A 25823-nucleotide genomic window follows, 5' to 3' on the forward strand; every position below is an offset into this window, starting at 1 on the left:
TTTATTTGAGCGCGTATGGGATTTGATTATGAACTCCGTTTTTATTGTCGACGATCACCCTGTCATCCGTCTTGCCGTCCGAATGTTGCTCGAACATGAGGGTTACAAAGTCGTCGGCGAAACTGATAATGGGGTCGATGCCATGCAGATGGTTCGTGAATGCATGCCAGACCTGGTCATTCTTGACATCAGCATCCCCAAACTGGATGGGCTGGAAGTTCTCTCCCGCTTCAACGCAATGAGTACCCCCCTCAAAACGCTGGTTCTAACAGCCCAGTGCCCGACACTTTTCGGTATTCGCTGCATGCAATCCGGCGCGTCCGGGTATGTATGCAAACAGGAAGACCTTAGTGAACTGGTGAGCGCAATTAAAGCGGTACTATCAGGTTACAACTATTTCCCCAGCCAGGCCTTGAATCCTGTCCGTGCTGACGATGAACGATATTCCGACCTTGAACTGTTCAAGTCAGTCAATGACCGAGAGCTGATGGTATTGCAACTTTTTGCCCAAGGCCGCACTAACAAGGAAATTGCCAAGGGCATGTTCCTGAGCAACAAGACTGTCAGCACTTACAAAAAACGTCTCATGCAAAAACTCAAGGCCAAATCACTCGTTGAACTCATTGATATGGCAAAACGCAACGCGTTAGTGTGAGAAACAGGATGCCCAGTCGTTTAATGGATTATCTGATACCGCTGGTCGCGGGTTTATGTCTGAGCACCTCAGCGCACGCGGCACCGACGGCGAGCGAGCAGTACACTCTGCTCAGTCGCTCAATGACCGGACACATGGAAGTCCAACTGGATAAATCGCAACAACAATGGCTTAACAATAAGCGTGAACTGATTCTGGGCACCTCTGCCCCCGACTACCCTCCTTTCGACCTGACCATCAGCGGCCGCGACTACGAAGGTTTCACTGCTGATTACGCGGGCATCCTGGGCAAGGCCACCGGCCTGCCAGTCAAGGTCCAGCGCTACGTTTCCCGGGGAGACGCGATCAAAGCCCTGGAAAAAGGCGAGGTCGACATGCTCGGCAGCGCCAATGGTTTTGAAGCCCGCAATGCGGACATCGTGCTGTCCTTGCCCTATGCCGTGGATCAACCGGTTCTGGTGACACGGGAAGGCGAAACCAGATCCCTGAGCGACGGGCTCGCCGGACTGCGCCTGAGCATGGTTTATCACTACTTGCCGCTGGACGAAGTCAAAGCCCTGTACCCGAAAGCGATCATCACTTCCTACCCCTCCTACCAGAATGCAATCAATGCGGTGGCTTTCGACCAGGCCGATGTTTTTCTGGGCGACACCATTTCAACCCATTACATCATCAACAAGGGGTATCTGAACAACATCCGCATGGCCAACTTCGGTAAACACGAGGCCCACGGTTTCAGCTTCGCCGTACACAAGGGCAACCCGGCTCTGCTCGGGATCATCAACGCCATCCTCAAAGCGACACCTGGCAGCGAGCGAGAAAACATCGCCAAACGCTGGAGTGCGGGCAGTGACATTCTTCTCACCGATCAGAAACTGCAACTCACCGACCGTGAACAACGCTGGCTGGCGCAACATCCCGTCGTGCGGGTCGTGGTCAACGAAGCGTTGGCCCCACTGACCTTTTTCGACAGCGACGGTAACTTCCGGGGCGTATCCGCCGACTTGCTCGAGCTGATCAGACTGCGCACCGGTTTGCGCTTCGAGATCCATCGCAGCCGTAACGATGACGAGATGATCGAGCAGGTCAACAGCCATCAGGCCGACCTGATTGCCGCCCTGCTCCCCAGCACCCAACGTGAAGCGATGCTGAACTTCAGCCGTCCTTATCTGGAAAACTCCGTTGTACTGCTCACTCGCAAAGCTGCCGACAGCCCGTCAAATCTGACGCAACTCACGGACAAGCGCCTGGCTATCGCCCAAGGCAATCCTATGGCGGACTACCTGCGCCGCGAGTTCCCGCGAATCCATCTGATCGAAACGCCGGACACCTTCAGCGCCGTGGAATTGCTCGCCGAGGGTCAGGCGCAAGGGACGGTGAGCTCTTTGGTGATTGCCAACTATTTCATCTCATCGCGAATCTTCGAGCACGCACTTCAAATCAGCACCACCATCGGTACCCGGCAAGCCGCGTTCTCCCTGGCGACCGGGCGCGACGCCAAAGAGCTGGGTTCGATCCTCGACAAGGCCCTGCTGAGCATCGCGCCGGAAGAGCTGGGCATTATCAACAGCCGCTGGCGAGGCTACTCGTCTGCTTCGCAAAGTACCTGGCGCAACTATCACCGAGTGTTCTATCAGATCGTTCTGGGTGTCGGCGTGCTGCTGCTGATGTCCATGACCTGGAACGCTTACATGCGTCGCCAGATCAATCAGCGCCTGGCCGCCGAGCTCGCCCTGAACGACCAACTCGAGTTCATGGGATCGCTGGTCAACGGCACGCCTCATCCCATCTACGTGCGCGATCGCCAGGGCTTGCTGCAAAGCTGTAACGACAGTTATCTGGAGGTCTTCTGCGCCAAACGCGAAGACGTGATTGGTAAAAACGTCATGCAGGGCAGCTTGAGCAACTCATTTGAAGCCCAGGAATACCAGGCGGATTACCAACGCGTCGTGGCCGAAGGAACTCCGCTGATTCTCGATCGGCCATTGCATATCGGTGGCCGCACACTGACGATTTATCACTGGATACTTCCCTACCGGGACTCCAGCGGTGAAGTACAAGGCATCATTGGCGGCTGGATCGACATCAGCGAACGCCGACAACTGTTCGACGACCTGCGTGCCGCGAAAGAGCGTGCGGATGAAGCCAACCGTGCCAAAAGCACCTTTCTGGCGACCATGAGCCATGAAATCCGCACGCCGATGAATGCCATCATCGGCATGCTCGAACTGACCCTCAAGCGTATCGATCACAGCCACCCGGATCGCCCGGCCATTGACGTGGCCTACCACTCGGCGAAAGACCTGCTGAACCTGATCGGGGACATTCTTGATATTGCGCGAATTGAATCCGGTCGCCTGAGCCTGAGCCCGGAACGCGTCAACCTGAGAGAAACCGTGGCGTCGGTGGTGCGGATTTTCGACGGACTGGCCCGCCAGAAAAATCTGCGCCTGCGGCTGGACTTCAACCCGGCAGAACCACCCTCCGATGTCCTGCTGGACCCAATGCGCTTCAAGCAGGTGCTGTCCAACCTCGTCAGCAACGCCATCAAATTTACCGAACAGGGTCAGGTCCGGATTGTGGTCGAACTGCATCCGACCGACGAACCCGGCCGGGTGCTGTTGCAGTTACAGGTTCAGGACAGCGGGGTCGGGATCAACGAACAGGACCAACGGCGCTTGTTCGAGCCTTTCGCCCAGGCCGATCATTCCGCGCAGGCAGCCAGAGGCGGCGCGGGGCTTGGTCTGGTGATCAGCCGCAATCTGTGCGAGATGATGGGTGGCAACCTGCAGTTGAGCAGCCAGGCTGGTATCGGCACTCAGGTCAGGATCTCGCTGAACCTTGCAACACTGCCAGCCGAGCGGGTGTCGAAAACCGCTGAACCGTCCCTCCACCCGACCTCGGCTGTGCTGAACGTCCTGGTGGTTGACGACCATCCCGCCAATCGCTTGCTGATGTGTCAGCAACTGGAGTTCCTGGGGCATCGCTACAGCGCCGCACCGGATGGCGAAGCGGGGTTGAAGGCCTGGAAGGACAACGTGTTCGATCTGGTGATCGTCGATTGCAACATGCCGATCATGGATGGATACGAACTGGCTCGCTCCATTCGCCAACATGAACAGCAAACGCAGAGCCGGCCTTGTACCGTTTTGGGCTTCACCGCCAACGCACAACCGGAAGAAATACAACGCTGCAGACAAGCCGGAATGGACGACTGCCTGTTCAAACCCCTGAGCCTGACAGCCTTGAGTCAATGGGTTGAAGGCGTTGCGCCAACGGTCCGCGCCCCGGCCTTCAGTCTTGAAGGGCTGCATCTGCTGACGGGTGGCAGCCCGACACTGGACCGGCGCCTGTTGTCCGAACTGCTGAACAGCAACCGTCTGGATCGGCAAGAGTTGCTGGCGTTGTCCCCCACGGAAGATCGGCAGGCTTTCATCGAGGTGGCCCACAAAATCAAGGGTGCTGCGCGAATCGTCCAGGCTTGCCGATTGATCGACAGCTGCGAGGCGCTGGAAAACGCCTGTCATGACGTGCTCCCCCCTGAAGCAGTCGTCAATTGTACCAAGGCCATGGACCAGGCGATGGTCGAACTGGAGCAGGCATTGGAACAGGCTTTGGAGCAACAGATAGGCCACAACGAGAAAAGCAGAATGATGCAGCCTTAACTATGCTTGGACGCTGAGCAGTGTGTTAAACATCATGGAGAGACCCGCAATGCCCAGCCCACTGCGCCCGGATCAACGCCGGTTTCCGCTGCACATCCATATCAGTGTGATGTTCACCTTTCTGTTATTGCTGACCGGTGCGGTGCTGGGCATTTTCAACTACGGGCAAACCACGCAGATCATTCTTTCCAGCAGTGAAAAGCTCTTCAACCGCATCGAGCAGGATGTCCGCCTGGACCTGCAAGGCACCTACGAGCCGATTCGCCATCTGCTGAGCCTGCTGGCGGACTACCCGGCGACCCGCGCTCCGGATCTGGAGCAACGCCTGGCGTTGCTCCAGCCCTTTAGCCAGTCGCTCAACGACAACCCCAACCTGGCATCGTTGTACCTGGGTTATGGCAACGGTGATTTTTTCATGGTCCGCCCCTTGCGGACGGCATCCCTGAGAACTGAACTGAAAGCCCCCGATTCAGCGGCGTTTCAAGTCTGGAGCATCGAGCACAGTGGCAGCAGTGGTCAGATCCGCTCCCAATCCCTGTTTTTTGATCAATCCCTGACACTCATCAACCGCCTGGACAACCCCGACGAAACCTTCGATCCCCGCACTCGTGCCTGGTTCTCCAGCGCACGCGGCGACGTGAACCAGATCACCACTGATCCCTACGTTTTTTTCTCCACCCGCAACGTCGGCACTACCTTGGCCCGGCGCAGTGGTGAAAACGCGGTGATGGGGGCCGACCTGACCCTGGCCGAATTGTCGGCTACCCTGGCCAAACACGTGGTGACGCCCCATACCGAAATCGTGCTGTTCGATGCCCAGGGCAATGCCATCGCCTACCCCGACAGCGACAAGCTGATCATCGACGGCCAGACCGCTCGCCTGAACAAGGCTGCCGACCTCAGCCCCGGCCTCGGCGCCCTGCTCTCCAATCCTCCTGCCAGCAATCGGCTGGACGCCGCCGGTCGTCAATGGATCGTGGCGCGCAGCAGCATGACGGAGGGCGGCCCCCAGGGACTGCAACTGGCGTTGCTGGTGCCTGAGGACGAATTGCTCGCCGATGCCTACCGCATGCGCTGGCAAGGCGCGCTGATTACTCTGGCGACATTGCTGCTGTGCCTGCCCGTGGGATGGTTGACCTCCAGAGTCCTGGTCAAGCCCCTGCGCACGCTGGTGCAGGAAGCCGATGCGGTGCGCAGTTTCAACTTCGACTTTCCGATCGGCCACAGTTCGCCGGTGCTTGAAATTGACCAACTGAGCGTGTCGATGGCGCGGATGAAGGACACTCTGGGCAGTTTTTTCCAGATCACCGATAGCTTGAGCGCGGAGACCCGCTTTGCGCCGTTGCTGCAGCGGGTGCTGTTTGAAACCGTGAAGATCGGGCAAGCCCAGGCCGGTCTTATTTACCTGCGCGAACGTGACAGCGATCGCATGGAGCCCCAGGGCCTGGTCATCAATGGCACGTCACAAGCATTGCCCTCATTCGGAGTTCAGGGACACGAACTCCAGGATCCGCAGAGTCCTCAGTGGCTTCAGCAGTTGTCGAACGCCGACAATATCGTGACCAATCTGGGTTTCGAACAGGCGGGGGATTTGCAGAAGGTGATGCTCGCGCTTGAATACCCCCGGGTGCACCTGATCGGCATCCGCTTGCACAATCGGCACAACGAAACCGTGGGCCTGCTGATCCTGCTTTTGACCGACAGCGGCACACAAAGCGACCTGGAAAAACTGCGCCCGGACCGCATCGCGTTTCTCCAGGCGGTGTCTGGCGCCGCAGCCGTGAGCATTGAGAGCCAGCGCCTGCAAGCCAAACAGAAACAACTGCTGGACGCCTTCATTCAACTGCTGGCCGGCGCGATCGATGCCAAGAGCCCTTATACCGGAGGCCACTGCCAGCGAGTGCCGGAGCTGACCCTGATGCTCGCCCAGGCGGCGGCCGCCAGTCAGGCCCCGGCCTTCAGCGACTACCAACCCACCGAAGATGAGTGGGAAGCCCTGCACATTGCAGCCTGGCTGCACGACTGCGGGAAGGTCACGACGCCTGAATACGTGGTCGACAAAGCCACCAAGCTTGAGACCCTGAACGACCGCATCCATGAAATCCGCACCCGTTTCGAGGTCCTCAAGCGCGATGCCTGGATCAATTATTGGCAAGCCGTCGCCCTGGGCGGTGACGAGCAGCACCTGGCCGAATTGCGTAATGCCAACCTGGCCGGGCTGGATGATGATTTCGCCTTCGTCGCCCGCTGCAATCTGGGCGCAGAGGCCATGGCCGAAGCCGATCTGCAACGGCTGCGCAGCATTGCCCAGCGCAACTGGACCCGAACCCTGGACGATCGAATCGGTGTGTCCTGGGAAGAAAACCGCCGCCAGGCACGAACCCCGGCACCGACCTTGCCGGTCAGCGAGCCGCTGTTGGCGGACAAGCCCGAGCACCTGTTCGAACGCGCCGAAAGCGAACTGATTCCGGAAGACAATCCCTGGGGTTTCAAGCTCGATGTGCCGCGCTACAAATACAACCGAGGCGAGCTCTACAACCTGAGCATCACCCGAGGCACGCTGACCCGCGAGGAGCGTTACATCATCAACCACCACATGGTGCAGACGATCCTGATGCTCAGCCACTTGCCCTTCCCCGGCCACCTCAACAACGTCGCGGAAATCGCTGGCGGCCACCACGAGAAAATGGACGGCACCGGTTACCCCAAACAGTTGAAGCGCGAAGAAATGAGTCTGCCGGCACGGATGATGGCGATTGCCGATATCTTCGAGGCACTGACCGCCGCCGATCGCCCTTACAAGAAGGCCAAAACCTTGAGCGAAGCGCTGGGCATCATGGCCACCATGTGCCGTGACGCCCATATCGATCCGGAGTTGTTCGGCTTGTTCATCAACGCCGGCATCTATCTGCAATACGCCGACCGATTCCTCGATCCACGCCAGATCGATACGGTCGACCCGTCAAGCCTGTTGCTCAAAGCCGGATTGAGGGTGTGATCAGCAATCGGTCAGACGCAGGAAAATCGCCGCCAGTTGCTCGATACCGGCCTGATCGTCAGCTGTAAACCGCGCCAGGCTCGGGCTGTCGAGGTCCAGCACGCCAATCAGGCGACCGTCCTTGACCAGCGGCACGACCAGCTCGCTGTTCGAGGCGCTGTCGCAGGCGATGTGCCCGGGGAACGCGTGAACGTCTTCGACCAACTGGGTCTTCAAGGTCGCCGCCGCCGTCCCACACACGCCGCGACCGAAAGGAATCCGCACACAGGCGATCTGCCCCTGAAACGGGCCAAGCACCAGTTCTTCGTCGCGATTGAGGTAGAAACCGGCCCAGTTCAAGTCGTCGAGCTGGCTGTACAGGAACGCCGAAAACTGCGCGGCGTTGGCGATAAAGTCACGCTCGTCCGCCAGTAGCGACTCCAGCTGCGCCCATAACATGCCGTAACCGTCCAGGCCTTGGCCGCTCTTCTGTAAATCGATCATGCTTTGTGCTCCAACAGCTTCAGCCCCACCCAATAGCGGGCAAATTGATATGCGCAGCGTCCATTGCGGTTGCCCCGGCCCGTAGCCCAGCGCACGGCGAGGATGTCCAGCTCTTCGTTACGCTGCCACTCAAGGCCGGATTTTCCGGCCAATTGCCCGATCCAGTGCTCGACGACGTCAAGGAAGTGCTCTTGAGTAAACGGATAGAACGACAGCCACAATCCAAAACGGTCCGACAGCGCGATCTTGTCTTCCACCGCCTCGCTGGGATGCAGTTCGCCATCGACCCGTTTCCAGTTTTCGTTATCGCTTTCCTTTTCCGGCACCAGGTGGCGACGGTTAGAGGTGGCGTACAGCAAGACGTTATCCGGCGCCTGTTCGAGCGAGCCGTCGAGCACGCTCTTGAGCACGCGATAGTCGCCTTCACCCGACTCAAACGACAGGTCATCGCAGAACAGCACGAAACGCTGAGGCAGCCTGGCGATCTGTTCGACCACGCGCGGCAGGTCCGCCAGGTGATCGCGCTCGATCTCGATCAACCGCAGGCCGGCCTTGGCGTGCTCGGCCAGCAATGCGCGCACCAGCGACGATTTGCCGGTGCCGCGCGAACCCCAGAGCAGTGCGTGGTTGGCGGGCATGCCGTCGAGGAACTGCTGGGTATTTCGCCCCAGTTGCTCCACTTGGCGGTCGACACCGACCAAGTCGGACAACCGCGTGTCGAGGCTGACATGCAGCGGCAGCAGAAACCCGCTGCGGCCCTCGCGTTGCCAGCGCGCGGCCAGGCATTGCGTCCAGTCGATGGCTTGCCGAGGAGCAGGCAAGAGCGGTTCGATACGGGCCAGGACAGCATCGGCGCGTTCAAGAAAAGCATTCAATCGGGAATCCACGTCTTCTCCTCGGGCACGTTCACAGTGATGATGGCATTGCAGCGACGCAACGAAGCATTCGGCACCCGGTTCATCCCTTGTTGCACAAGGGCTCGCGAGAACATCGGTATCCATGCATGATCGACTATGCTTGAGCAGCGAAGGGAAACGGAAGTGGTTCAACACCCCATGGATATCAAATTCACCCACCGGCTGTCATACAAGCAAGCCAGGCTGACCGTGCTTGTCGGTTTCATTCTGGGCACGCTGCTCAGTCTGCTGCAAATAGGCATCGATTATGCCAGCGAAGACGCCTCCATCAACCGTGAAATACTGTCTTTACTGGAAATCAGCCATAACCCCGCGTCCCGCATCGCCTACAACATCGACGCCGAACTCTCCCAGGAACTGACCATGGGCCTGTTGCGCTCGCCGGCGATCATCGGTGCGCAATTGACTGACAACAACGGCACCGTCCTGGCCAGCGTCAAACGCCCGACCCTGCAAAGCAATTATCGGATGATCAGCGACTTCCTGTTCGGCGCCAATCGCCAGTTTGAAGACCGTCTCTACCTCGATCACTTGCCGAACGAATCACTCGGCACCTTGCGACTGGAAGTCGATACCTACGCCTTCGGCAGCCGTTTCCTGCGCCGGGCCGAGGTGACGCTGCTCAACGGCTTCGCTCGCAGCCTGATCCTGACCGGCATCCTGTTGGCGCTGTTCTACGTGATGCTGACGAAGCCGCTGGTGCGGGTCATCCGCGAACTCAGCGGGCGCGATCCGCGTAGCGCGGAACCGACCTGGCTGGAATACCCGAGCGGACATAAAAACGATGAAATCGGTGTGCTGGTCAAAGTGGCCAACCAGCAGTTCGAAAACATCGCCACCGAAATCCAGCAGCGGCGCAACGCCGAAAACCGCCTGACCGACTACCTCGGGCAACTGGAAAACATCGTCTCGGCCCGCACCGCGGAGCTCAAGGCGATCAATGCCCGGCTCAGTCAATCGAACCAGGAGCTGGAAGTCGCACGAAGCACCGCCCTCGATATGGCCGAAGCACGCTCGGTGTTTCTCGCCAATATGAGCCATGAAATCCGCACACCGCTCAACGGCCTGCTGGGCATGATCGCGCTCTCGCTGGACGGCCCGCTCAATGCCGAACAACAGCAGCAGCTGTCCATTGCCCATGACTCGGGCAAAGTGCTGGTGGAACTGCTCAACGATATTCTCGACCTGTCGAAATTCGATGCCGGCCAGCTCGAACTCGAACACATTCCGTTCGACCTCGGGTCGCTGATCGAAGACACCGCCAATCTGCTGTCGCAGAACGCCGCGCCCAGCGTCGAGTTGACCTGCCTGATCGATCCGCACTTTCCGGCGTTGGTGCTGGGGGATCCGACCCGCGTCCGGCAGATCGTCAGCAACCTGTTGTCCAACGCCCTCAAGTTCACCCGTTTCGGTCGGGTGGATGTGCGCCTTTCAACCTTTGAAGATGGCGTCAGAATCGAAGTCTGCGACACCGGTATCGGGATTGCCCAGGATGCTCAGGTCAAAATCTTCCAGCCTTTCACGCAGGCCGGCGCCGGCATAACCCGCCAATTTGGCGGCACCGGGCTGGGCCTGGCGCTGACCTATAACCTCTGCGAAGCGATGCAGGGGCGGCTGACCATCAGCTCGGAAGCGGGTTTCGGCAGCCAGTTCTGCGCCGACCTGCCGTTGCCCTGCCACACCCGGGCCATCGCCCCACAGCCGTTACCGGGCAAGGTCATTGCCGTCACCGCGGCCAACAGCGGCCTGGCGGAACTGCTGAAAAACCTGTTGCCCGGCTGGGGGCTCGACTATCAGCAACGGTCCATCGATGACTCGTTCATCGGCCTCGACCCGGACGTGCTGATCACCGACTGCCCCGAATGCCTGTTTGGCCTGCGCCCGCCCCTCGACGCGCCTATCTTGCTGGTGACCGCCTATGGCAGCTTCATGCCCAGTGAAGAAGCCAACGCCCTGGCGCCCCTGCAACAGCAGGCTCGTCCTTTGGCGCGCAATGCGCTTTACCAGACATTGCGCCGGGTGCTGCTGCCCGAAAGCAACCTGATCAACGGTGCCCGGGTCGAAAACCTTACCCCCCAACGACGCGGACGTGTCCTGCTGGTCGAGGACAACCCGGTCAATCAATTGGTGGCCAAGGGCATGCTCGGCAAACTCGGTTGCGAGGTGATCGTCGCCGCTCACGGTGCCGAAGCCCTGGATCAGCTTGAGCACAGCGAATTCGACCTGGTGCTGATGGACTGCAACATGCCGGTGATGGATGGCTATGAAGCCAGCCGACAAATCCGTCGTAGCGGGCGATGGCCACAACTGCCCATCGTGGCCTTGACTGCCAACGCCATGTCCGAGGAACGCGAACGCTGCCGTGTGGCGGGCATGAGCGATTACCTGGCCAAGCCCTTTCGCCGAGAAGAACTGGCCGCGTTGCTCGACCTGTGGATACCGACTACGACAGCGCTTTGATTTGCCCCAGCAGGTGATCGAGACCGTCGCGCAGATCATGCAGGCGATCCAGATCGACGCCGCTGTCGCACAGCAACCGGGCCTTGAGCGGCCCGACCTGATCACGCAAAGCCTTGCCGGTCGGCGAAAGACTCAGGTGCACTTCTCGCTCATCGCGCGCCGAACGCTGGCGCTGCACCAGTTGCAGCTGCTCAAGGCGCTTGAGCAACGGCGTCAGGGTGCCGGAATCCAGCGCCAGGCGTTCGCCCAGCGCCTTGACCGTCGGCTGCTCCGGCGCCGTTTCCTGCCATTCCCACAACACCAGCATCGCCAGGTATTGCGGATAGGTCAGGCCCAGTTGATCGAGCATCGGCTTGTAGGCGCGGATCACCGCCCGAGAAGCCGCATACAGCTTGAAGCAGAGCTGGCTGTCGAGCTTCAGCGAATCGACGGACAGGGTGTTCATTTGAGCAGGGCTTCGATCTCGCGGCTCAGGTCCTGCGGCTTGGTTGCCGGAGCGAAGCGCTTGACCAACTGGCCGTCCTTGCCGATCAGGAACTTGGTGAAGTTCCATTTGATGCCCTGGGAGCCGAGCACGCCCGGTGCACGTTTCTTCAATTGCACAAACAGCGGATGAGCACCGGCACCATTGACGTCAATCTTCTTGAACAGCGGGAAGGTGACACCGAAGTTCAACTCGCAGAACTCGGAAATCGCCCCTTCGTTACCCGGTTCCTGCTTGCCGAACTGATTGCAGGGAAAGCCGAGCACCACCAGGCCTTGATCCTTGTAGGTCTGCCACAATTCTTCGAGGCCTTTGTATTGCGGGGTAAAACCGCACTTGCTGGCGGTGTTGACCACCAGGACGGCTTTGCCGGCGAAATCGGCCAGGGTTTTCTGATCACCTTTGATGGTGGTCACCGGGATGGTCAGCAGGTTGTCGCTCATGGGTTTGGCTCGAATTGACGGAACAAGCCATGAACATAGCGAGCAATTGAATTGTGTGCAATTTAAATGTGCGGGGCGCCGGATATCTCCGGATATCTGTAGGGGCTAAGCCTGCTCGCGAAGGCGTCGGGTCAGTCACCATCTGCTGAACGTTGAGACGCCTTCGCGAGCAAGCTTCGCTCCTACATGGCTCGCATTACTCGCGCGATACCAGGTCCAGGCACACCGAATTGATGCAATAACGCAGACCGGTCGGCGGCGGGCCATCCGGGAACACGTGCCCCAGGTGCGCGTCGCATTTGGCGCAAACCACTTCAGTGCGGATCATGCCGTGGCTGACATCACGGATCTCGACCATGGCGCTGTCGCCGATCGGCGCGTAGAAGCTCGGCCAGCCGCAGCCGGAGTCGAATTTGGTTTTGGAGTCGAACAGCGGCTCGTTGCAGCAGATGCAGTGATAGACACCGTCAGTTTTGGTGTCGTTGTATTTGCCGGAGAACGGCCGTTCGGTGCCCTTCAGACGGCAAACGTTGTACTGCTCTGGATCGAGCATCGCCTTCCATTCTTCCAGGGTTTTATCCAACTTTTCCATCGTCACACCTCAGCAGCTGAAAAAGCCCGATCTGTACCTTTTCCACGGATCGGGCGGCACGTATGATTGCGCCTCGTCAAACGCCAGTCTGGCAGCCAGACCACGCGCATTCAAACGGATTTATGGGTGCTGCATCTCAAGGCGTCAGGCCTGTGTGAATACGCAGGATTCCCAGTACGGTAGTTCATACGCCGCCTGGATCGTTCATTTTCGGGAACACATCGCCATGCAGGTCAGCAAATCGAACAAGCTCGCCAACGTCTGCTACGACATTCGCGGCCCAGTGCTCAAGCACGCCAAGCGCCTGGAAGAGGAAGGTCATCGCATCCTCAAGCTGAACATCGGCAACCCGGCGCCCTTTGGTTTCGAAGCGCCGGACGAAATCCTCCAGGACGTGATCCGCAACCTGCCGACCGCTCAGGGTTACAGCGACTCCAAAGGCCTGTTCAGCGCGCGCAAGGCTGTCATGCAGTACTACCAGCAAAAGCAGGTGGAAGGTGTCGGCATTGAAGACATCTACCTGGGCAACGGCGTTTCCGAGCTGATCGTGATGTCGTTGCAGGCATTGCTGAACAATGGCGACGAAGTGCTGGTGCCAGCGCCTGACTATCCGCTGTGGACGGCTGCCGTGAGCCTGTCCGGCGGCAACCCGGTGCATTACCTGTGCGACGAGCAGGCCAACTGGTGGCCGGACCTGGCCGACATCAAGGCCAAGATCACCCCGAACACCAAGGCCCTGGTGATCATCAACCCGAACAACCCGACCGGCGCCGTGTATTCGAAAGAAGTGCTGCTGGGCATGCTGGAACTGGCACGCCAGCACAATCTGGTGGTGTTCTCCGACGAGATCTACGACAAGATCCTGTACGACGATGCCGTGCACATCTGCACCGCCTCCCTGGCGCCGGACCTGCTGTGCCTGACCTTCAACGGTCTGTCCAAGTCGTATCGCGTGGCCGGTTTCCGTTCCGGCTGGATCGCCATTTCCGGTCCGAAACACCACGCCCAGAGCTACATCGAAGGCATCGACATGCTGGCCAACATGCGCCTGTGTGCCAACGTGCCAAGTCAGCATGCGATCCAGACCGCTCTCGGCGGTTACCAGAGCATCAATGACCTGGTGTTGCCGCACGGTCGCTTGCTGGAACAGCGCAATCGCACTTGGGAACTGCTTAACGATATTCCGGGCGTGAGTTGCGTGAAGCCAATGGGGGCGTTGTATGCGTTCCCGCGGATCGATCCGAAAGTCTGCCCGATCCACAATGACGAGAAGTTCGTGCTCGACCTGCTGCTCTCCGAAAAACTGCTGGTGGTGCAAGGCACGGCCTTCAACTGGCCTTGGCCGGATCACTTCCGTGTCGTGACCTTGCCACGGGTGGACGAACTGGACATGGCCATTGGCCGGATCGGTAACTTCCTCAAATCCTACCGCCAGTAAACTGAACTTCACCGTGCGACACGTGCATCGGTCGCACGGTGATTAATTCAGCAACATATCTTTGCCCCCTGTCAGCCATCACTGCTCCTGTCGCTTACTGAAGCCACGTTTTGGGGCCGCGTCTAACAACGACGGGGCCTGAGAGGCGAATTGGCTGTCAAACACCTCCCGCATCGCCGTCGGAATTGCCCTGCAAGCAGCTAGACTGTTGCTGTAGGACACAGTTTGAAATAGTCACTCGGTTGAATAGCCCGGTGCAGCACCTTATATACCCCGCAGTACGCTACATCTTTAGCATGAGGAGATTTCTACAACCATGATGCGCATCCTGCTGTTTTTGGCCACTAACCTGGCGGTCGTGCTGATTGCCAGCATCACCCTGAGCCTTTTCGGCTTCAACGGGTTCATGGCGGCCAACGGGGTTGATCTCAACCTCAATCAGCTGCTGATTTTCTGTGCGGTCTTTGGTTTCGCCGGTTCCCTGTTCTCGCTGTTCATCTCCAAGTGGATGGCGAAGATGAGCACCAGCACCCAAATCATCAGCCAGCCGCGCACACGTCACGAGCAATGGCTGCTGCAAACCGTCGAGCAACTGTCCCGCGAAGCCGGGATCAAGATGCCCGAAGTCGGGATTTTCCCCGCCTACGAGGCCAACGCGTTCGCCACGGGCTGGAACAAGAACGACGCACTGGTCGCGGTCAGCCAGGGTCTGCTCGAGCGTTTCTCGCCGGATGAAGTGAAAGCGGTCCTGGCCCACGAGATCGGCCACGTAGCCAATGGCGACATGGTCACCCTGGCGTTGATCCAGGGCGTGGTGAACACCTTTGTGATGTTCTTCGCCCGGATCATCGGCAACTTTGTCGACAAGGTGATCTTCAAGAACGAAGAAGGCCAGGGCATCGCCTACTACATAGCGACGATCTTCGCCGAACTGGTCCTGGGCATTCTGGCCAGCTCCATCGTCATGTGGTTCTCGCGCAAACGTGAGTTCCGTGCCGACGAAGCCGGTGCACGCCTAGCCGGTACCAGCGCAATGATTGGTGCCTTGCAACGCCTTCGTGCCGAACAGGGCCTGCCGGTGCACATGCCGGATACGCTGAATGCCTTTGGCATCAACGGCGGCATCAAACAAGGGTTCGCTCGCATGTTCATGAGCCACCCGCCACTGGAAGAGCGTATTGACGCGTTGCGTCGTCGGGGCTGATAGCTCTCGCACTACGCGTTAAAAGAAAAGGCCCGCAGTGAATGCGGGCCTTTTTTTGTCTGCTGATTTTTGCGCTGTTCATTCGGGCCCCATCGCGAGCAAGCTCGCGATGGTCCAGTGAAGCCACTACAAATCTATCGGCTGGAAACCCGATAAACCCGCTCTTCAAGCCGAGTAACGCCACTTTCGATAAACTTCCAGCTCTCGCCCAATACGTCCTGGTCTTCCAGAATCTTCAGCTCCCAGGTTGCCCCGAACAACCGTTGCACTTCGTCATCGGGCACGGCAAACGGTGGGCCTTCCTTCTGTGCCTGGTCGTAATCCAGAGTAATCAAAAGCCCGAGCGAATCCTTCGGCAGAATCCGCTTCAAATGCTCGGCGTATTGCTCACGCATCGGCGGCGGCAACGCGATCAATGCCGCGCGGTCGTACAGCGCGCTGCAATCGGCGACATCGCCGGCCGTCAACGCGAAGAAGTCGCCGCACCAGACCTCGATCGAACCCGCCCGATAGACCGTGAAAGGCCCTTGGTCGCTGACGTCCGGATCAAATTGATGCTCGTGGAAGAAGTCTTCCACCGCCTTTTCCGACAATTCGATGCCCAACACCTCGTGACCGCATTTCGCCAGCCAGAGCAGATCCAGGCTTTTCCCACATAGCGGCACCAGGACGCGCGCGCCCTCCTCCCGGCCCAGCTGCGGCCAGTAACGTTGCAGATATGGATTCACTTCCGGCAGGTGAAAGCCGATCTGATTCGACGTCCACCGCTTGTGCCAAAACTCCGGCTGCATAATTAATCCCGAAAATTCGATCAAAAGACCCTAAAACTTATATTAGATTTAGATCAATGATCTGACTGAAGATGCTGCCATCTTACCCCTCAGGAGCTCTTTCATGTTCCCCAGCCTGTACATATCCCATGGCTCGCCCATGTTGGCACTGGAACCGGGTGCCAGCGGGCCCGCCCTCGCTCGCCTGGCCGCCGAAATGCCGAAACCGAAAGCCATCGTGATCGTCTCTGCACACTGGGAAAGTAACGATTTGCTGGTCAGTGGCAATCCCCGGCCTGAAACCTGGCACGATTTCGGCGGCTTCCCGAAAGCACTGTTCGAAGTGCAATACCCGGCGCCCGGCAATCCTCAACTGGCTGGCGAGGTGGTCGAGTTACTGCAGGCCGACAACCTGCCGGCACGGATCGATACCAAACGCCCCTTCGACCACGGCGTCTGGGTGCCTTTGTCGTTGATGTATCCGCAGGCCGACATCCCGGTGGTGCAAGTCTCGCTGCCCACCCGTGGCGGCCCTGCCCTGCAAACCCGGGTCGGCCATGCCTTGGCCAGCCTGCGCGAACACGGCGTATTGTTGATCGGCTCCGGCAGCATCACCCATAACCTGCGCGAACTGGACTGGCACGCCGGCCCGGAAAGCGTCGAACCCTGGGCCAAGGCGTTCCGCGACTGGATGATCGAGAAACTCGAAGCGAACGACGAAGCCGCGTTGCACGACTATCGTCAGCAAGCTCCGAATGCTGTGCGGAACCATCCGAGTGACGAGCATCTGCTGCCGCTGTACTTTGCCCGCGCGGCCGGGGGTGAGTTCAGCATTGCGCATCAGGGTTTCACCATGGGTGCGCTGGGCATGGATATTTACCGCTTTGGCTGACAGGTAGACCGAGTCGTCCTCATCGCGAGCAGGCTCGCTCCCACAGGGAAACGCATTCCAATGTGGGAGCGAGCCTGCTCGCGATGGGGGCGACTCCGCTCAAAAGCCGGGCAGAAACAGCAGGCAAAAAAAATCCCCGAACCAGTCGGGGATTTTTTATGTTCGATCAATCAGCCCGAGAGCGGATCAATCTTCGCGATAGCGACGCAGCTTCAACTGCTTACCGGCAACGCGAGTGTCCTTCAGCTTGGTCAGCAGACGCTCCAGACCATCTTCCGGCAGCTCGACGAGGCTGAAGCTGTCACGCACCTGGATGCGACCGATTGCTTCGCGAGCCAGGCCACCCTCGTTGAGGATAGCGCCCAGCAGGTTCTTGGCAGCGATGCCATCGCGCGCACCCAGCGCGGTACGGCAACGAGCACGACCTTCGGCCAATGGAACCGGAGCACGACGCTCACGATCACCACGGTCCGGACGATCACCGGTGCGCTCTGGACGATCGCCACGCGGTGCGTTGTTCGGCACCAGTGGACGTTCTTTCTCGATCGCGGCCAGGGTCAGCGCCTGAGCGTTGGTTGCCTTGCGCAGCAGAGCAGCGGCCAGTGCACGCGGGGTGCAACCGATGTCGGCAGTCAGGCGATCCAGCAGATCACCGTGGGTCGATTCAGCATCAGCTACCAGTGGCGACAGGCTGTTGGTCAGTTTCTTGATGCGGGCATCGAGAACGGCCTGAGCATCCGGCAGGCGGACTTCGGCAACTTTCTGACCGGTTACACGCTCGATCACTTGCAGCATGCGGCGCTCACGCGGAGTCACCAGCAACAGTGCACGACCTTCGCGACCGGCACGGCCAGTACGGCCGATACGGTGAACGTAGGACTCTGGATCGTACGGCATGTCAACGTTAAATACGTGAGTGATGCGCGGAACGTCCAGGCCACGAGCAGCAACGTCGGTCGCCACAACGATGTCCAGACGGCCATCCTTGAGGGATTCGATCACGCGCTCACGTTGGTTCTGAGCAATGTCACCGTTCAGCGCAGCGGCTTTGTAGCCTTTGGCTTCCAGGGCACTGGCCAGGTCCAGGGTCGCTTGCTTGGTGCGCACGAACATGATCAGGGCGTCGAAGTCTTCCACTTCCAGCAGGCTCAATACAGCCGAGGTCTTCTGGTCAGCGTGAACCAACAGGTGAGCCTGTTCGATCGCGGTAACGGTCTGAGTTTTGGTCTGGATCTTCACGTGTTGCGGATCGCGCAGATGGCGTTCGGCAATGGCACGGATCGACTGCGGCAGGGTGGCCGAGAACAACACGGTCTGACGGGTTGGCGGCAGAGCCTTGAAGATAACTTCGAGGTCGTCCATGAAACCCAGTTTGAGCATTTCGTCCGCTTCGTCCAGAACCAGGTGGTTCACGGTCGACAGGACTTTTTCGTCACGACGCAGGTGGTCGCACAGACGGCCCGGTGTGGCGACAACGATCTGTGCGCCATTACGGATTGCTTTCAGTTGTGGGCCCATCGGGGCGCCGCCGTAAACGGCCACAACGGTAACGCCCGGCATTTGCTTGGCGTAGGTTTCGAAAGCGGTTGCTACTTGCAGCGCCAACTCACGGGTTGGCGCCAGGATCAGGGCTTGCGGCTCGCGCTTAGCAGGATCGATGCGGTGCAGGATCGGCAGGGCGAACGCGGCGGTTTTACCCGTACCGGTTTGCGCCTGACCAATCATGTCGTGACCGGCCATGATGATCGGGATCGATTGCTGCTGAATAGCCGAAGGCTCTTCGTAGCCAGTCGCGATGACGGCTGCAAGAATGTTCGGATTAAGATTAAAAGCGGCGAAGCCGCCGGTTTCCTGGGTCATGGGTCTGCCTCTAAGTGCATCCGCAAAGACCCATGCTCCAAAGCTGCGCATGCCGTGTAAGACTCAAGAGTCGCCCTGGCTGCTTTGTCGGCGGGGATTTGCGAAAACGAATGAATGAAAAAGATTCGTCAAGGGAGAGTCCGCTGTGCGGACGTGCAGCCGAAGCTGACTTCGGGAAATTGCGCTACCTAAACGCGGCCCGGTTAAAGGCCGGCGCGCACTATACCGGAAATCGCCCAAAAAGGGAGCATTATTTGTCGGAAAACTGACGTATACACCGTTATGTCACACGCTTTGCAGATAATCGTGCAACGGTCTATTTTTCAAAGGCCCGGCCCTGCTGGCGATGGCGCTAAAACGGTTCATCCTTGTGACGCAGACCAGCGGTTTTGACCCGCGGCCTGGCACACCCTTCCCGCCCGAGGAAATGCTCCATGAATCAGCCCGACTCCAGTCGTGTCACCCGTGAAAAACACGGCCATGTCCTGATGATCGGCCTGGATCGGGTGGCCAAGCGCAATGCCTTCGACCTCGATCTGCTCAACGCACTGAGCCTGGCTTACGGCGAGTTCGAGGCCGACAGCGAAGCGCGGGTGGCGGTGGTGTTCGCTCATGGCGAGCACTTCACCGCCGGGCTCGACCTGATCAATGCCAGTGCGGCCCTCGCAGAGGGCTGGCAGGCACCGCCCGGCGGTTGCGATCCGTGGGGCGTGTTTGCCGGGCCCCGAGTGAGCAAACCGGTGATTGTCGCCGCGCAAGGCTACTGCCTGACCATTGGCATCGAGCTGATGCTGGCCGCCGACATCAACCTCTGCGCCAGCAACACCCGTTTTGCGCAGAAGGAAGTGCAGCGCGGGATCTTCCCCTTCGGCGGTGCCACGTTGCGCCTGCATCAAGTCGCCGGCTGGGGCAATGCCATGCGCTGGCTGCTGACTGGCGATGAATTTGATGCGCATGAAGCGTTGCACCTGGGGTTGGTGCAGGAAGTCATGGCCAGCGAGGATCTGCTGCCACGGGCCATTGAATTGGCTGAGCGGATCGCCCGGCAGGCGCCGTTGGGGGTTCAGGCGACGTTGATGTCTGCCCGGCAGGCGCGATACGAAGGGGAAACTGCGGCGGCGCAGGCATTGCCGCCGTTGGTGAAGAAGTTGCTGGCGAGTGAGGATGCCCGGGAAGGTGTGCGGTCAATGATCGAAAAGCGGCCGGGCATCTTCAAGGGCTGCTGACAGATTTGCTTTTGTGGCGAGGGGGCTTGCTCCCGCTGGGCTGCGACGCGGCCCCAAAATCTTCGCAATCAATGCAAATCTTGTGAGTGCTGCGCACTCAAGCGGGAGCAAGCTCCCTCGCCACAAGGCCTCATTGCATCAAGTCGCCGGGCGAATCGCCTTGATCAACGACTGCAACGAATACCCCAACCGCGGCGCCAGCCCTTCGGCCCGGGCAAGCAGTCCATTCATGTCCAGTTCCTGATCCAGCTCCGAAGGCACGATCAGAATCACATTGCCCTCCTTCACCGGCAGCTCCCAGTAATGCCGGTGATAGAGCCCGCGCAACAATGCAGCACCCAAGGGTTTGCCGTCGTCGGTGGCCCATTGATTGATCACCAGCCAGCCGCCCGGATTCAAGCGTTTCTGACAGTTTTCCAGGAAGCTCCAGGCCAGATGCCCGACACCGGGACCGACATCGGTATAAAGGTCGACGAAGATCAAGTCCGCCGGTTCAGCGGTATCGAGCAACTCCAGCGCATCGCCGACGCGGATGTACAAACGCGGATCATCATCGAGCCCCAGGTATTCGATGGCCAGACGCGGTACGTCGGGGCGCAACTCGATGGCTTCGACATCTTCAAGGGGCAGAAACTTGAGGCACGCCTGGGTCAGCGTGCCGGCGCCGAGGCCAAGAAACAGCGCGCTTTCCGGCTGTTCGTGGCACAGCGCGCCAATCAGCATCGCCCGGGTGTAATCGTACTCGAGCCAGCTCGGGTCAGCCGTGAACACGCAGCTCTGCTCGATGGCATCACCGAACTCGAGAAATCGGTAATCGGCCACCTCCAGCACGCGAATCACGCCGAACTCATCCTGTACCTCGGCGAGCAAATGCTCGACGCGCTCCTCAGTCATTTCGTCTCCTGATCGTCGCCTGGCCCGGCAACGCGATAATCCGCAACATGAAGCGGCAAAGGCGCGATTGTCCGCGAAGCAACCGGAACAGGTCACGCACTAATTTGCTGATAACATGAACGTCCGAGCGTAAAACAACCGAGACCGTGATGAGCCAACCCTGGAGCCCTGACAGCTGGCGTGCCCTGCCGATCCAGCAACAACCCCTTTACCCCGACGCCGCGCATTTGCGTCATGTCGAGCAGACCCTGGCCAGCTACCCGCCGCTGGTGTTTGCCGGTGAAGCCCGGGAGTTGCGCCGTCAGTTCGCTGAAGTCACCCAGGGCCGCGCGTTTCTGTTGCAGGGTGGCGATTGCGCCGAAAGCTTCGCCGAGTTCTCGGCCGCAAAAATTCGCGACACCTTTAAAGTCCTGCTGCAGATGGCGATTGTCATGACCTTCGCCGCGGGTTGCCCGGTGGTCAAGGTCGGGCGCATGGCCGGCCAGTTCGCCAAGCCTCGCTCGGCCAACGATGAAACCATCGACGGTGTAACCCTCCCCGCCTACCGTGGCGATATCGTCAACGGCATCGGTTTCGATGAAAAAAGCCGCGTGCCGGACCCGGAGCGCTTGCTCCAGTCCTACCACCAGTCCACCGCGACCCTGAACCTGCTGCGCGCTTTCGCCCAAGGCGGTTTTGCCGACCTGCATCAGGTGCACAAATGGAACCTGGACTTCATCGCCAACTCGGCGCTGGCTGAAAAATACAGCCACTTGGCCGATCGCATCGATGAAACCCTGGCCTTCATGCGCGCTTGCGGCATGGACAGTTCGCCACAACTGCGCGAAACCAGTTTCTTCACGGCCCACGAAGCGCTGCTGCTGAATTACGAAGAAGCCTTCGTGCGCCGCGACAGCCTGACCAACGATTACTACGATTGCTCAGCGCACATGCTGTGGATCGGTGACCGCACCCGTCAGCTCGATGGCGCCCACGTCGAATTCCTGCGTGGCGTGAATAATCCGATCGGGGTAAAGGTCGGCCCGAGCATGAACCCCGAAGACCTGATTCGCCTGATCGACGTGCTGAACCCGGACAACGACCCAGGCCGCTTGAATTTGATCGCACGCATGGGCGCGAACAAGGTTGGCGATCACTTGCCGGCGTTGATCCGCGCGGTGCAGCGTGAAGGCAAGCAGGTGCTCTGGAGCTCGGACCCGATGCACGGCAACACCATCAAGGCCAGCAGCGGTTACAAGACCCGCGACTTTGCGCAGATCCTCGGTGAGGTGAAGCAATTCTTCCAGGTTCACGAAGCAGAAGGCAGTTACGCCGGCGGTATCCACATCGAGATGACCGGGCAGAACGTGACCGAGTGCATTGGTGGTGCCCGGCCAATCACTGAAGACGGGTTGTCGGACCGTTACCACACCCATTGCGATCCGCGGATGAATGCCGATCAGTCGCTGGAATTGGCGTTCCTGATTGCCGAGACGCTGAAGCAAGTTCGGCGCTGAATCGCGTCGCGCCATTCGCGGGCAACGGCCTCGCGCCTACAGGATTGCGTTGAATCAGTAGGAGCGAGGCTTGCCCGCGAAGGCGCCCGCTCAGCCACCCTGAATCTGTGCCAACGCCACCCGCAAGCGCGCCGCACTCGCCCGCGGGCAATTGAGCTGAACCTGCTCAAGCCCCAGCCAATCCGCCATTTGCCGCAGATTGACCGCCAACGCCAACATCCCCGCCTCGTCCAGCCCTGGCTCCTCTTCATGCACGGCATGCACCGCCAGCCGGCCCAATGCTCGTTCGGCACGCAGATCAACCCGCGCGGCAATCCGCTCATTGTGCAAAAACGGCAGTACGTAATAGCCGTAGACCCGTTTGTCCTGGGGCGTGTAAATCTCCAGTCGATAACGGAAATCGAACAACCGCTCGGTGCGGCTGCGCTCCCAGATCAACGAGTCAAAAGGTGATAGCAAGGCACTGGACTCGACCTTGCGCGGCACTTTCGGCTCGGGCAAGCAGAAGGCCGGTTGACGCCAGCCCTGAACCTCGCAGGCCAGTAATTCACCCGTCTCTATCAGTTCAGCCAGACGCGGCCGGCTGTCTGCCGGGTTCAGGCGAAAATAATCGCGCAGGTCCTTTTCCGTGCCGACACCTAATGCCGTCGCCGCATGCAGCAACAGCCCGCGCTGGGCCTCGGCCTCACTGACCAAAGGCTGTTGCAGAACCGCTGAAGGAATCACCCGCTCCGGCAAATCATACAACCGCTCGAATCCGCGGCGACCGGCGACCGTGACTTCACCGGCGGCGAACAGCCATTCCAGCGCATGTTTTTCAGCGCTCCAGTCCCACCATGGCCCGGCCCGTTCCTGACGGGTCGACAAACTTCCAGCCCCCAGAGCGCCAAGTTCCTGCACCGAGGCCAGCACTCGGCGAATCGTGTCCTGCTGCTCTCGACCGAAACGCGCCAGTTGCTGGTAGATGTCTTCGCCACGCGTTGCACGCTGCATGCGCCAGCGCATCAAGGGGTACATCGACATAGGCAGCAACGAAGCTTCATGGCCCCAATACTCGAATAACGTGCGACGTCGGCCCTGACTCCAGGCAGCCTGATCGAGCAAATCGGGGGAGTAATTTCCGAGGCGGGAAAACAAAGGAAGGTAGTGCGAGCGCACCAACGCATTGACCGAATCGATCTGCAGAATGCCCAGCCGTTCGATCAGCCGGTTGAGCTGAACCGGTTTGATCGCCGCTGGCGGTTGCCGCCCGTTGAACCCTTGGGCGGCCAGCGCCAGACGTCGAGCCTGTTTGTTGGAAAAGGACAGCGTTGCGGGCATGAATACCTCCGTGTCTGCTCGCAACCTACCTCACCAGAGAGGGGTTTGTGTAGCGATGGCCTCATCATTTATGCATCGGATCATCCCAGAACGGCCTGACCGATTCATGTTCGACATCGGCACGACTCACGCCAATGTCCTTCAGTGCTTCGTCGCTCAAACTTGCCAGCAGCTCACGTTCACGGTGAAGTTCGTACCAGCGACTAAACTTGTGCAGCAGATCGGATACCGCGTGGATTGAGAATTTTTCTTCCGTTACATGCTCGTTATGACCTTTCATCTTGTTGCCCTCCTTTAGGGATGGCTCAAGTCTCGCCTCAGCGCTAAGATCAATCCAACGAATGTTTCTGATGGTAACCATCTCGGAGATTGATGGATGTCGGCGTACCCAAGTATCGATACTGACGTGCTACGCACCTTTGTCGCCATTGCCGACCAGGGTGGTTTTACCCGTGCCGGTGAAATGGTCAACCGCACGCAGTCAGCGGTGAGCATGCAGATGAAGCGTCTGGAAGAAGACGTGTTGCAGCGCCAGCTGTTCGAACGTGATGGACGCCAGGTCAAGTTGACCGCCGAGGGCCAGGTGTTGCTGGGTTACGCGCGGCGCATCCTCAAACTCCACAGCGAAGTTTTCAACACCCTGCGCGAGCCGCACATGGTCGGCACCGTACGCATCGGCACGCCCGACGATTATGTCATGCGTTTCCTGCCGGGGATCCTGTCGCGTTTCGCCAAGTTCTACCCGCTGATCCAGATCGAGGTTCACTGCGAATCAACCAAACAACTGTTGCAACGCCAGGACCTGGACTTGTCCATCGTCACCCGCGAGCCCGGTACTGAAATCGGCCAGTTGCTGCGCAAGGAGCGTTTCGTCTGGGCCGAAGCACAATGCTTCAACGCCCACGAGCAGACGCCACTGCCCCTGGCGATGTTCAACAGTGATTGTTTCTGCAGGCTGTGGGCGTGTAATGCGCTGGACGCCATGGGGCGCGATTACCGCATCGCCTACAACAGTTCGAGCCTGTCGGCGTTAATGGCCGTGGTCAGTGCGGGCCTCGCGGTAACTGCGCAACTGGAAAGCCTGATCACGCCGGACATGCGCATCCTGGGAGAAGCCGAAGACCTGCCGCTGTTGCCGGAAGCCTGCATCATGCTGGTGCGCAATCTGCACAACCCGTCCCCGATCACCGAGTGCCTGGCCGAGCACATCGTCGAAGGCTTCAAACTTTAAACGCGAGCATCACCGCGCACAGCACCAGGAACCCGCAGAACAACCCGCGCAATAGCCGCTCCGGCATGGCGTGGGCGATCTTCACGCCCCAGCTGATGCTCATCAATCCGCCGACAGCCAACGGCAACCCGATCATCCAGTCCACTTGGTGATGCACGGCGTAAGTCACCAGTGTGACGCCGGTGCTGGGCAGAGCCAGGGCCAGCGACAAGCCTTGGGCCACCACCTGAGAGGTGCCGAACAGGCTGGTCAGCACCGGCGTCGCCACCACCGCACCGCCAACCCCGAACAACCCGCCCATGGTGCCGGATGCCGCGCCCAGTACGCCCAACCATGGCCAGGAATAACGCATTTGTGCAGAGGCCGGTGCGTTGGCGGTGAACATGCGCACCAGGTTGTAGGTCGACAGGGCAATCAGAAACGCAACAAACCCCACGCGCATGGTTTGCGCGTCAATGCCTACCGCCCAAATCGACCCGATCCAGGCGAAGCAAAAGCCCATTGCGGCCAATGGCAGTGCATGGCGCATTTCGATGCGGTTGCGCTGGTGATAGCGCCACAACGCCAGCATCACGTTGGGCACCACCATGACCAACGCCGTGCCCTGGGCAATTTGCTGATCGAGACCGAACAGCACGCCTAGTAGCGGAATCGCGATCAAACCACCGCCAATGCCGAATAGCCCACCGAGAGTTCCCAGGGCGGCGCCGAAGACCAGATACATCACAAACTCAATCACAGGCGATTTTCCTTTTATCAGTCCATTCATCCTACGCAGTCGGCGCTGGCGGGGAA

Annotated in this window: 21 protein-coding genes; 10 read left to right on the forward strand and 11 right to left on the reverse strand. The window is 59.4% G+C overall.

Going from position 1 to position 25823, the window contains the following annotated elements:
* Window positions 1–28 precede the first annotated feature (28 nt).
* The 3 genes from FBY01_RS16520 to FBY01_RS16530 are packed head-to-tail and all read left to right on the forward strand — an operon-like array spanning window position 29 to window position 7318.
* Complete coding sequence (locus tag FBY01_RS16520; RefSeq protein ID WP_010461270.1) at window positions 29–655, forward strand: response regulator transcription factor; 627 nt, start codon at window positions 29–31, stop codon at window positions 653–655.
* 8 nt (window positions 656–663) lie between these two features.
* The gene (locus tag FBY01_RS16525; protein ID WP_145308632.1) at window positions 664–4320 is read left to right on the forward strand and encodes a transporter substrate-binding domain-containing protein; all 3657 of its coding nucleotides are present in this window, start codon (window positions 664–666) and stop codon (window positions 4318–4320) included.
* A gap of 49 nt (window positions 4321–4369) precedes the next feature.
* A complete protein-coding gene (locus FBY01_RS16530) occupies window positions 4370–7318 on the forward strand; it encodes an HD domain-containing phosphohydrolase (RefSeq protein WP_145308635.1) in 2949 nt (982 codons plus the stop codon).
* On the opposite strand, the gene FBY01_RS16535 is transcribed toward FBY01_RS16530, so the two are convergent.
* Window positions 7319–7801, reverse strand: coding sequence for a GAF domain-containing protein (locus tag FBY01_RS16535; protein WP_010461273.1), 483 nt, complete (start codon window positions 7799–7801; stop codon window positions 7319–7321).
* The gene (locus FBY01_RS16540) at window positions 7798–8688 is read right to left on the reverse strand and encodes an ATP-binding protein (RefSeq protein WP_145308637.1); all 891 of its coding nucleotides are present in this window, start codon (window positions 8686–8688) and stop codon (window positions 7798–7800) included. The genes FBY01_RS16535 and FBY01_RS16540 overlap by 4 nt, the downstream gene beginning before the upstream one ends.
* Window positions 8689–8856: 168 nt before the next feature.
* Here FBY01_RS16540 and FBY01_RS16545 point away from each other — a divergent pair, with 168 nt between their 5' ends.
* On the forward strand, window positions 8857–11178 hold the full coding sequence (locus tag FBY01_RS16545; RefSeq protein ID WP_145308639.1) for a response regulator: 2322 nt from the start codon (window positions 8857–8859) through the stop codon (window positions 11176–11178).
* Here the strand turns inward: FBY01_RS16545 and FBY01_RS16550 are convergent.
* The 3 genes from FBY01_RS16550 to msrB all read right to left on the reverse strand — a co-directional run bounded on the left by FBY01_RS16550 (window position 11162) and on the right by msrB (window position 12697).
* Entirely contained in the window at window positions 11162–11623 is a 462-nt protein-coding gene (locus FBY01_RS16550; RefSeq protein ID WP_010461278.1) for a MarR family winged helix-turn-helix transcriptional regulator, read from the reverse strand. The two genes, FBY01_RS16545 and FBY01_RS16550, sit on opposite strands and share 17 nt — an antisense overlap.
* On the reverse strand, window positions 11620–12105 hold the full coding sequence (locus FBY01_RS16555) for a glutathione peroxidase (protein ID WP_010461280.1): 486 nt from the start codon (window positions 12103–12105) through the stop codon (window positions 11620–11622). Before FBY01_RS16555 ends, FBY01_RS16550 begins: the two co-directional genes overlap by 4 nt.
* 196 nt (window positions 12106–12301) lie before the next feature.
* Window positions 12302–12697: a peptide-methionine (R)-S-oxide reductase MsrB gene (gene msrB / locus FBY01_RS16560; protein WP_077747914.1), complete on the reverse strand. Its 396-nt coding sequence runs from the start codon at window positions 12695–12697 to the stop codon at window positions 12302–12304.
* 226 nt (window positions 12698–12923) lie between these two features.
* Between msrB and FBY01_RS16565 the strand changes: the two genes are divergently transcribed.
* Complete coding sequence (locus tag FBY01_RS16565; protein ID WP_010461284.1) at window positions 12924–14135, forward strand: pyridoxal phosphate-dependent aminotransferase; 1212 nt, start codon at window positions 12924–12926, stop codon at window positions 14133–14135.
* Between the two features lie 316 nt (window positions 14136–14451).
* A complete protein-coding gene (htpX, locus tag FBY01_RS16570; protein ID WP_010461286.1) occupies window positions 14452–15339 on the forward strand; it encodes a protease HtpX in 888 nt (295 codons plus the stop codon).
* A 134-nt stretch (window positions 15340–15473) separates the two neighbouring features.
* Here htpX and FBY01_RS16575 read toward each other — a convergent pair whose 3' ends face one another.
* Window positions 15474–16130, reverse strand: coding sequence for a thiopurine S-methyltransferase (locus FBY01_RS16575; protein WP_010461288.1), 657 nt, complete (start codon window positions 16128–16130; stop codon window positions 15474–15476).
* Between the two features lie 103 nt (window positions 16131–16233).
* Between FBY01_RS16575 and FBY01_RS16580 the strand changes: the two genes are divergently transcribed.
* A complete protein-coding gene (locus FBY01_RS16580; RefSeq protein ID WP_102593947.1) occupies window positions 16234–17001 on the forward strand; it encodes a class III extradiol ring-cleavage dioxygenase in 768 nt (255 codons plus the stop codon).
* A gap of 186 nt (window positions 17002–17187) precedes the next feature.
* On the opposite strand, the gene FBY01_RS16585 is transcribed toward FBY01_RS16580, so the two are convergent.
* Window positions 17188–18861: a DEAD/DEAH box helicase gene (locus FBY01_RS16585; RefSeq protein ID WP_008146183.1), complete on the reverse strand. Its 1674-nt coding sequence runs from the start codon at window positions 18859–18861 to the stop codon at window positions 17188–17190.
* A 434-nt stretch (window positions 18862–19295) separates the two neighbouring features.
* On the opposite strand from FBY01_RS16585, the gene FBY01_RS16595 reads away from it, so the two are divergent.
* Window positions 19296–20087: a crotonase/enoyl-CoA hydratase family protein gene (locus FBY01_RS16595; RefSeq protein WP_010461293.1), complete on the forward strand. Its 792-nt coding sequence runs from the start codon at window positions 19296–19298 to the stop codon at window positions 20085–20087.
* A 138-nt stretch (window positions 20088–20225) separates the two neighbouring features.
* Here FBY01_RS16595 and FBY01_RS16600 read toward each other — a convergent pair whose 3' ends face one another.
* Entirely contained in the window at window positions 20226–20981 is a 756-nt protein-coding gene (locus tag FBY01_RS16600) for a spermidine synthase (RefSeq protein ID WP_010461296.1), read from the reverse strand.
* A gap of 149 nt (window positions 20982–21130) precedes the next feature.
* On the opposite strand from FBY01_RS16600, the gene FBY01_RS16605 reads away from it, so the two are divergent.
* A complete protein-coding gene (locus FBY01_RS16605) occupies window positions 21131–22477 on the forward strand; it encodes a class II 3-deoxy-7-phosphoheptulonate synthase (RefSeq protein WP_083374701.1) in 1347 nt (448 codons plus the stop codon).
* Window positions 22478–22567: 90 nt separating this feature from the next.
* On the opposite strand, the gene FBY01_RS16610 is transcribed toward FBY01_RS16605, so the two are convergent.
* Both FBY01_RS16610 and FBY01_RS16615 read right to left on the reverse strand, forming a co-directional pair.
* Complete coding sequence (locus FBY01_RS16610; RefSeq protein WP_145308641.1) at window positions 22568–23797, reverse strand: winged helix-turn-helix domain-containing protein; 1230 nt, start codon at window positions 23795–23797, stop codon at window positions 22568–22570.
* Between the two features lie 64 nt (window positions 23798–23861).
* On the reverse strand, window positions 23862–24077 hold the full coding sequence (locus FBY01_RS16615; protein WP_010461302.1) for a DUF1127 domain-containing protein: 216 nt from the start codon (window positions 24075–24077) through the stop codon (window positions 23862–23864).
* Window positions 24078–24173: 96 nt separating this feature from the next.
* Here FBY01_RS16615 and FBY01_RS16620 point away from each other — a divergent pair, with 96 nt between their 5' ends.
* Window positions 24174–25028 carry a LysR substrate-binding domain-containing protein gene (locus tag FBY01_RS16620; protein WP_010461304.1) on the forward strand — a complete coding sequence of 285 codons (855 nt, stop codon included), beginning with the start codon at window positions 24174–24176 and terminating at the stop codon, window positions 25026–25028.
* On the opposite strand, the gene FBY01_RS16625 is transcribed toward FBY01_RS16620, so the two are convergent.
* Window positions 25018–25752 (reverse strand): sulfite exporter TauE/SafE family protein, encoded by a 735-nt coding sequence (locus FBY01_RS16625; protein WP_042932884.1) that lies wholly within the window; start codon window positions 25750–25752, stop codon window positions 25018–25020. The two genes, FBY01_RS16620 and FBY01_RS16625, sit on opposite strands and share 11 nt — an antisense overlap.
* Window positions 25753–25823: the final 71 nt, after the last annotated feature.

Source organism: Pseudomonas sp. SJZ077 (assembly GCF_007993905.1).
Taxonomy (GTDB): domain Bacteria; phylum Pseudomonadota; class Gammaproteobacteria; order Pseudomonadales; family Pseudomonadaceae; genus Aquipseudomonas; species Aquipseudomonas mandelii.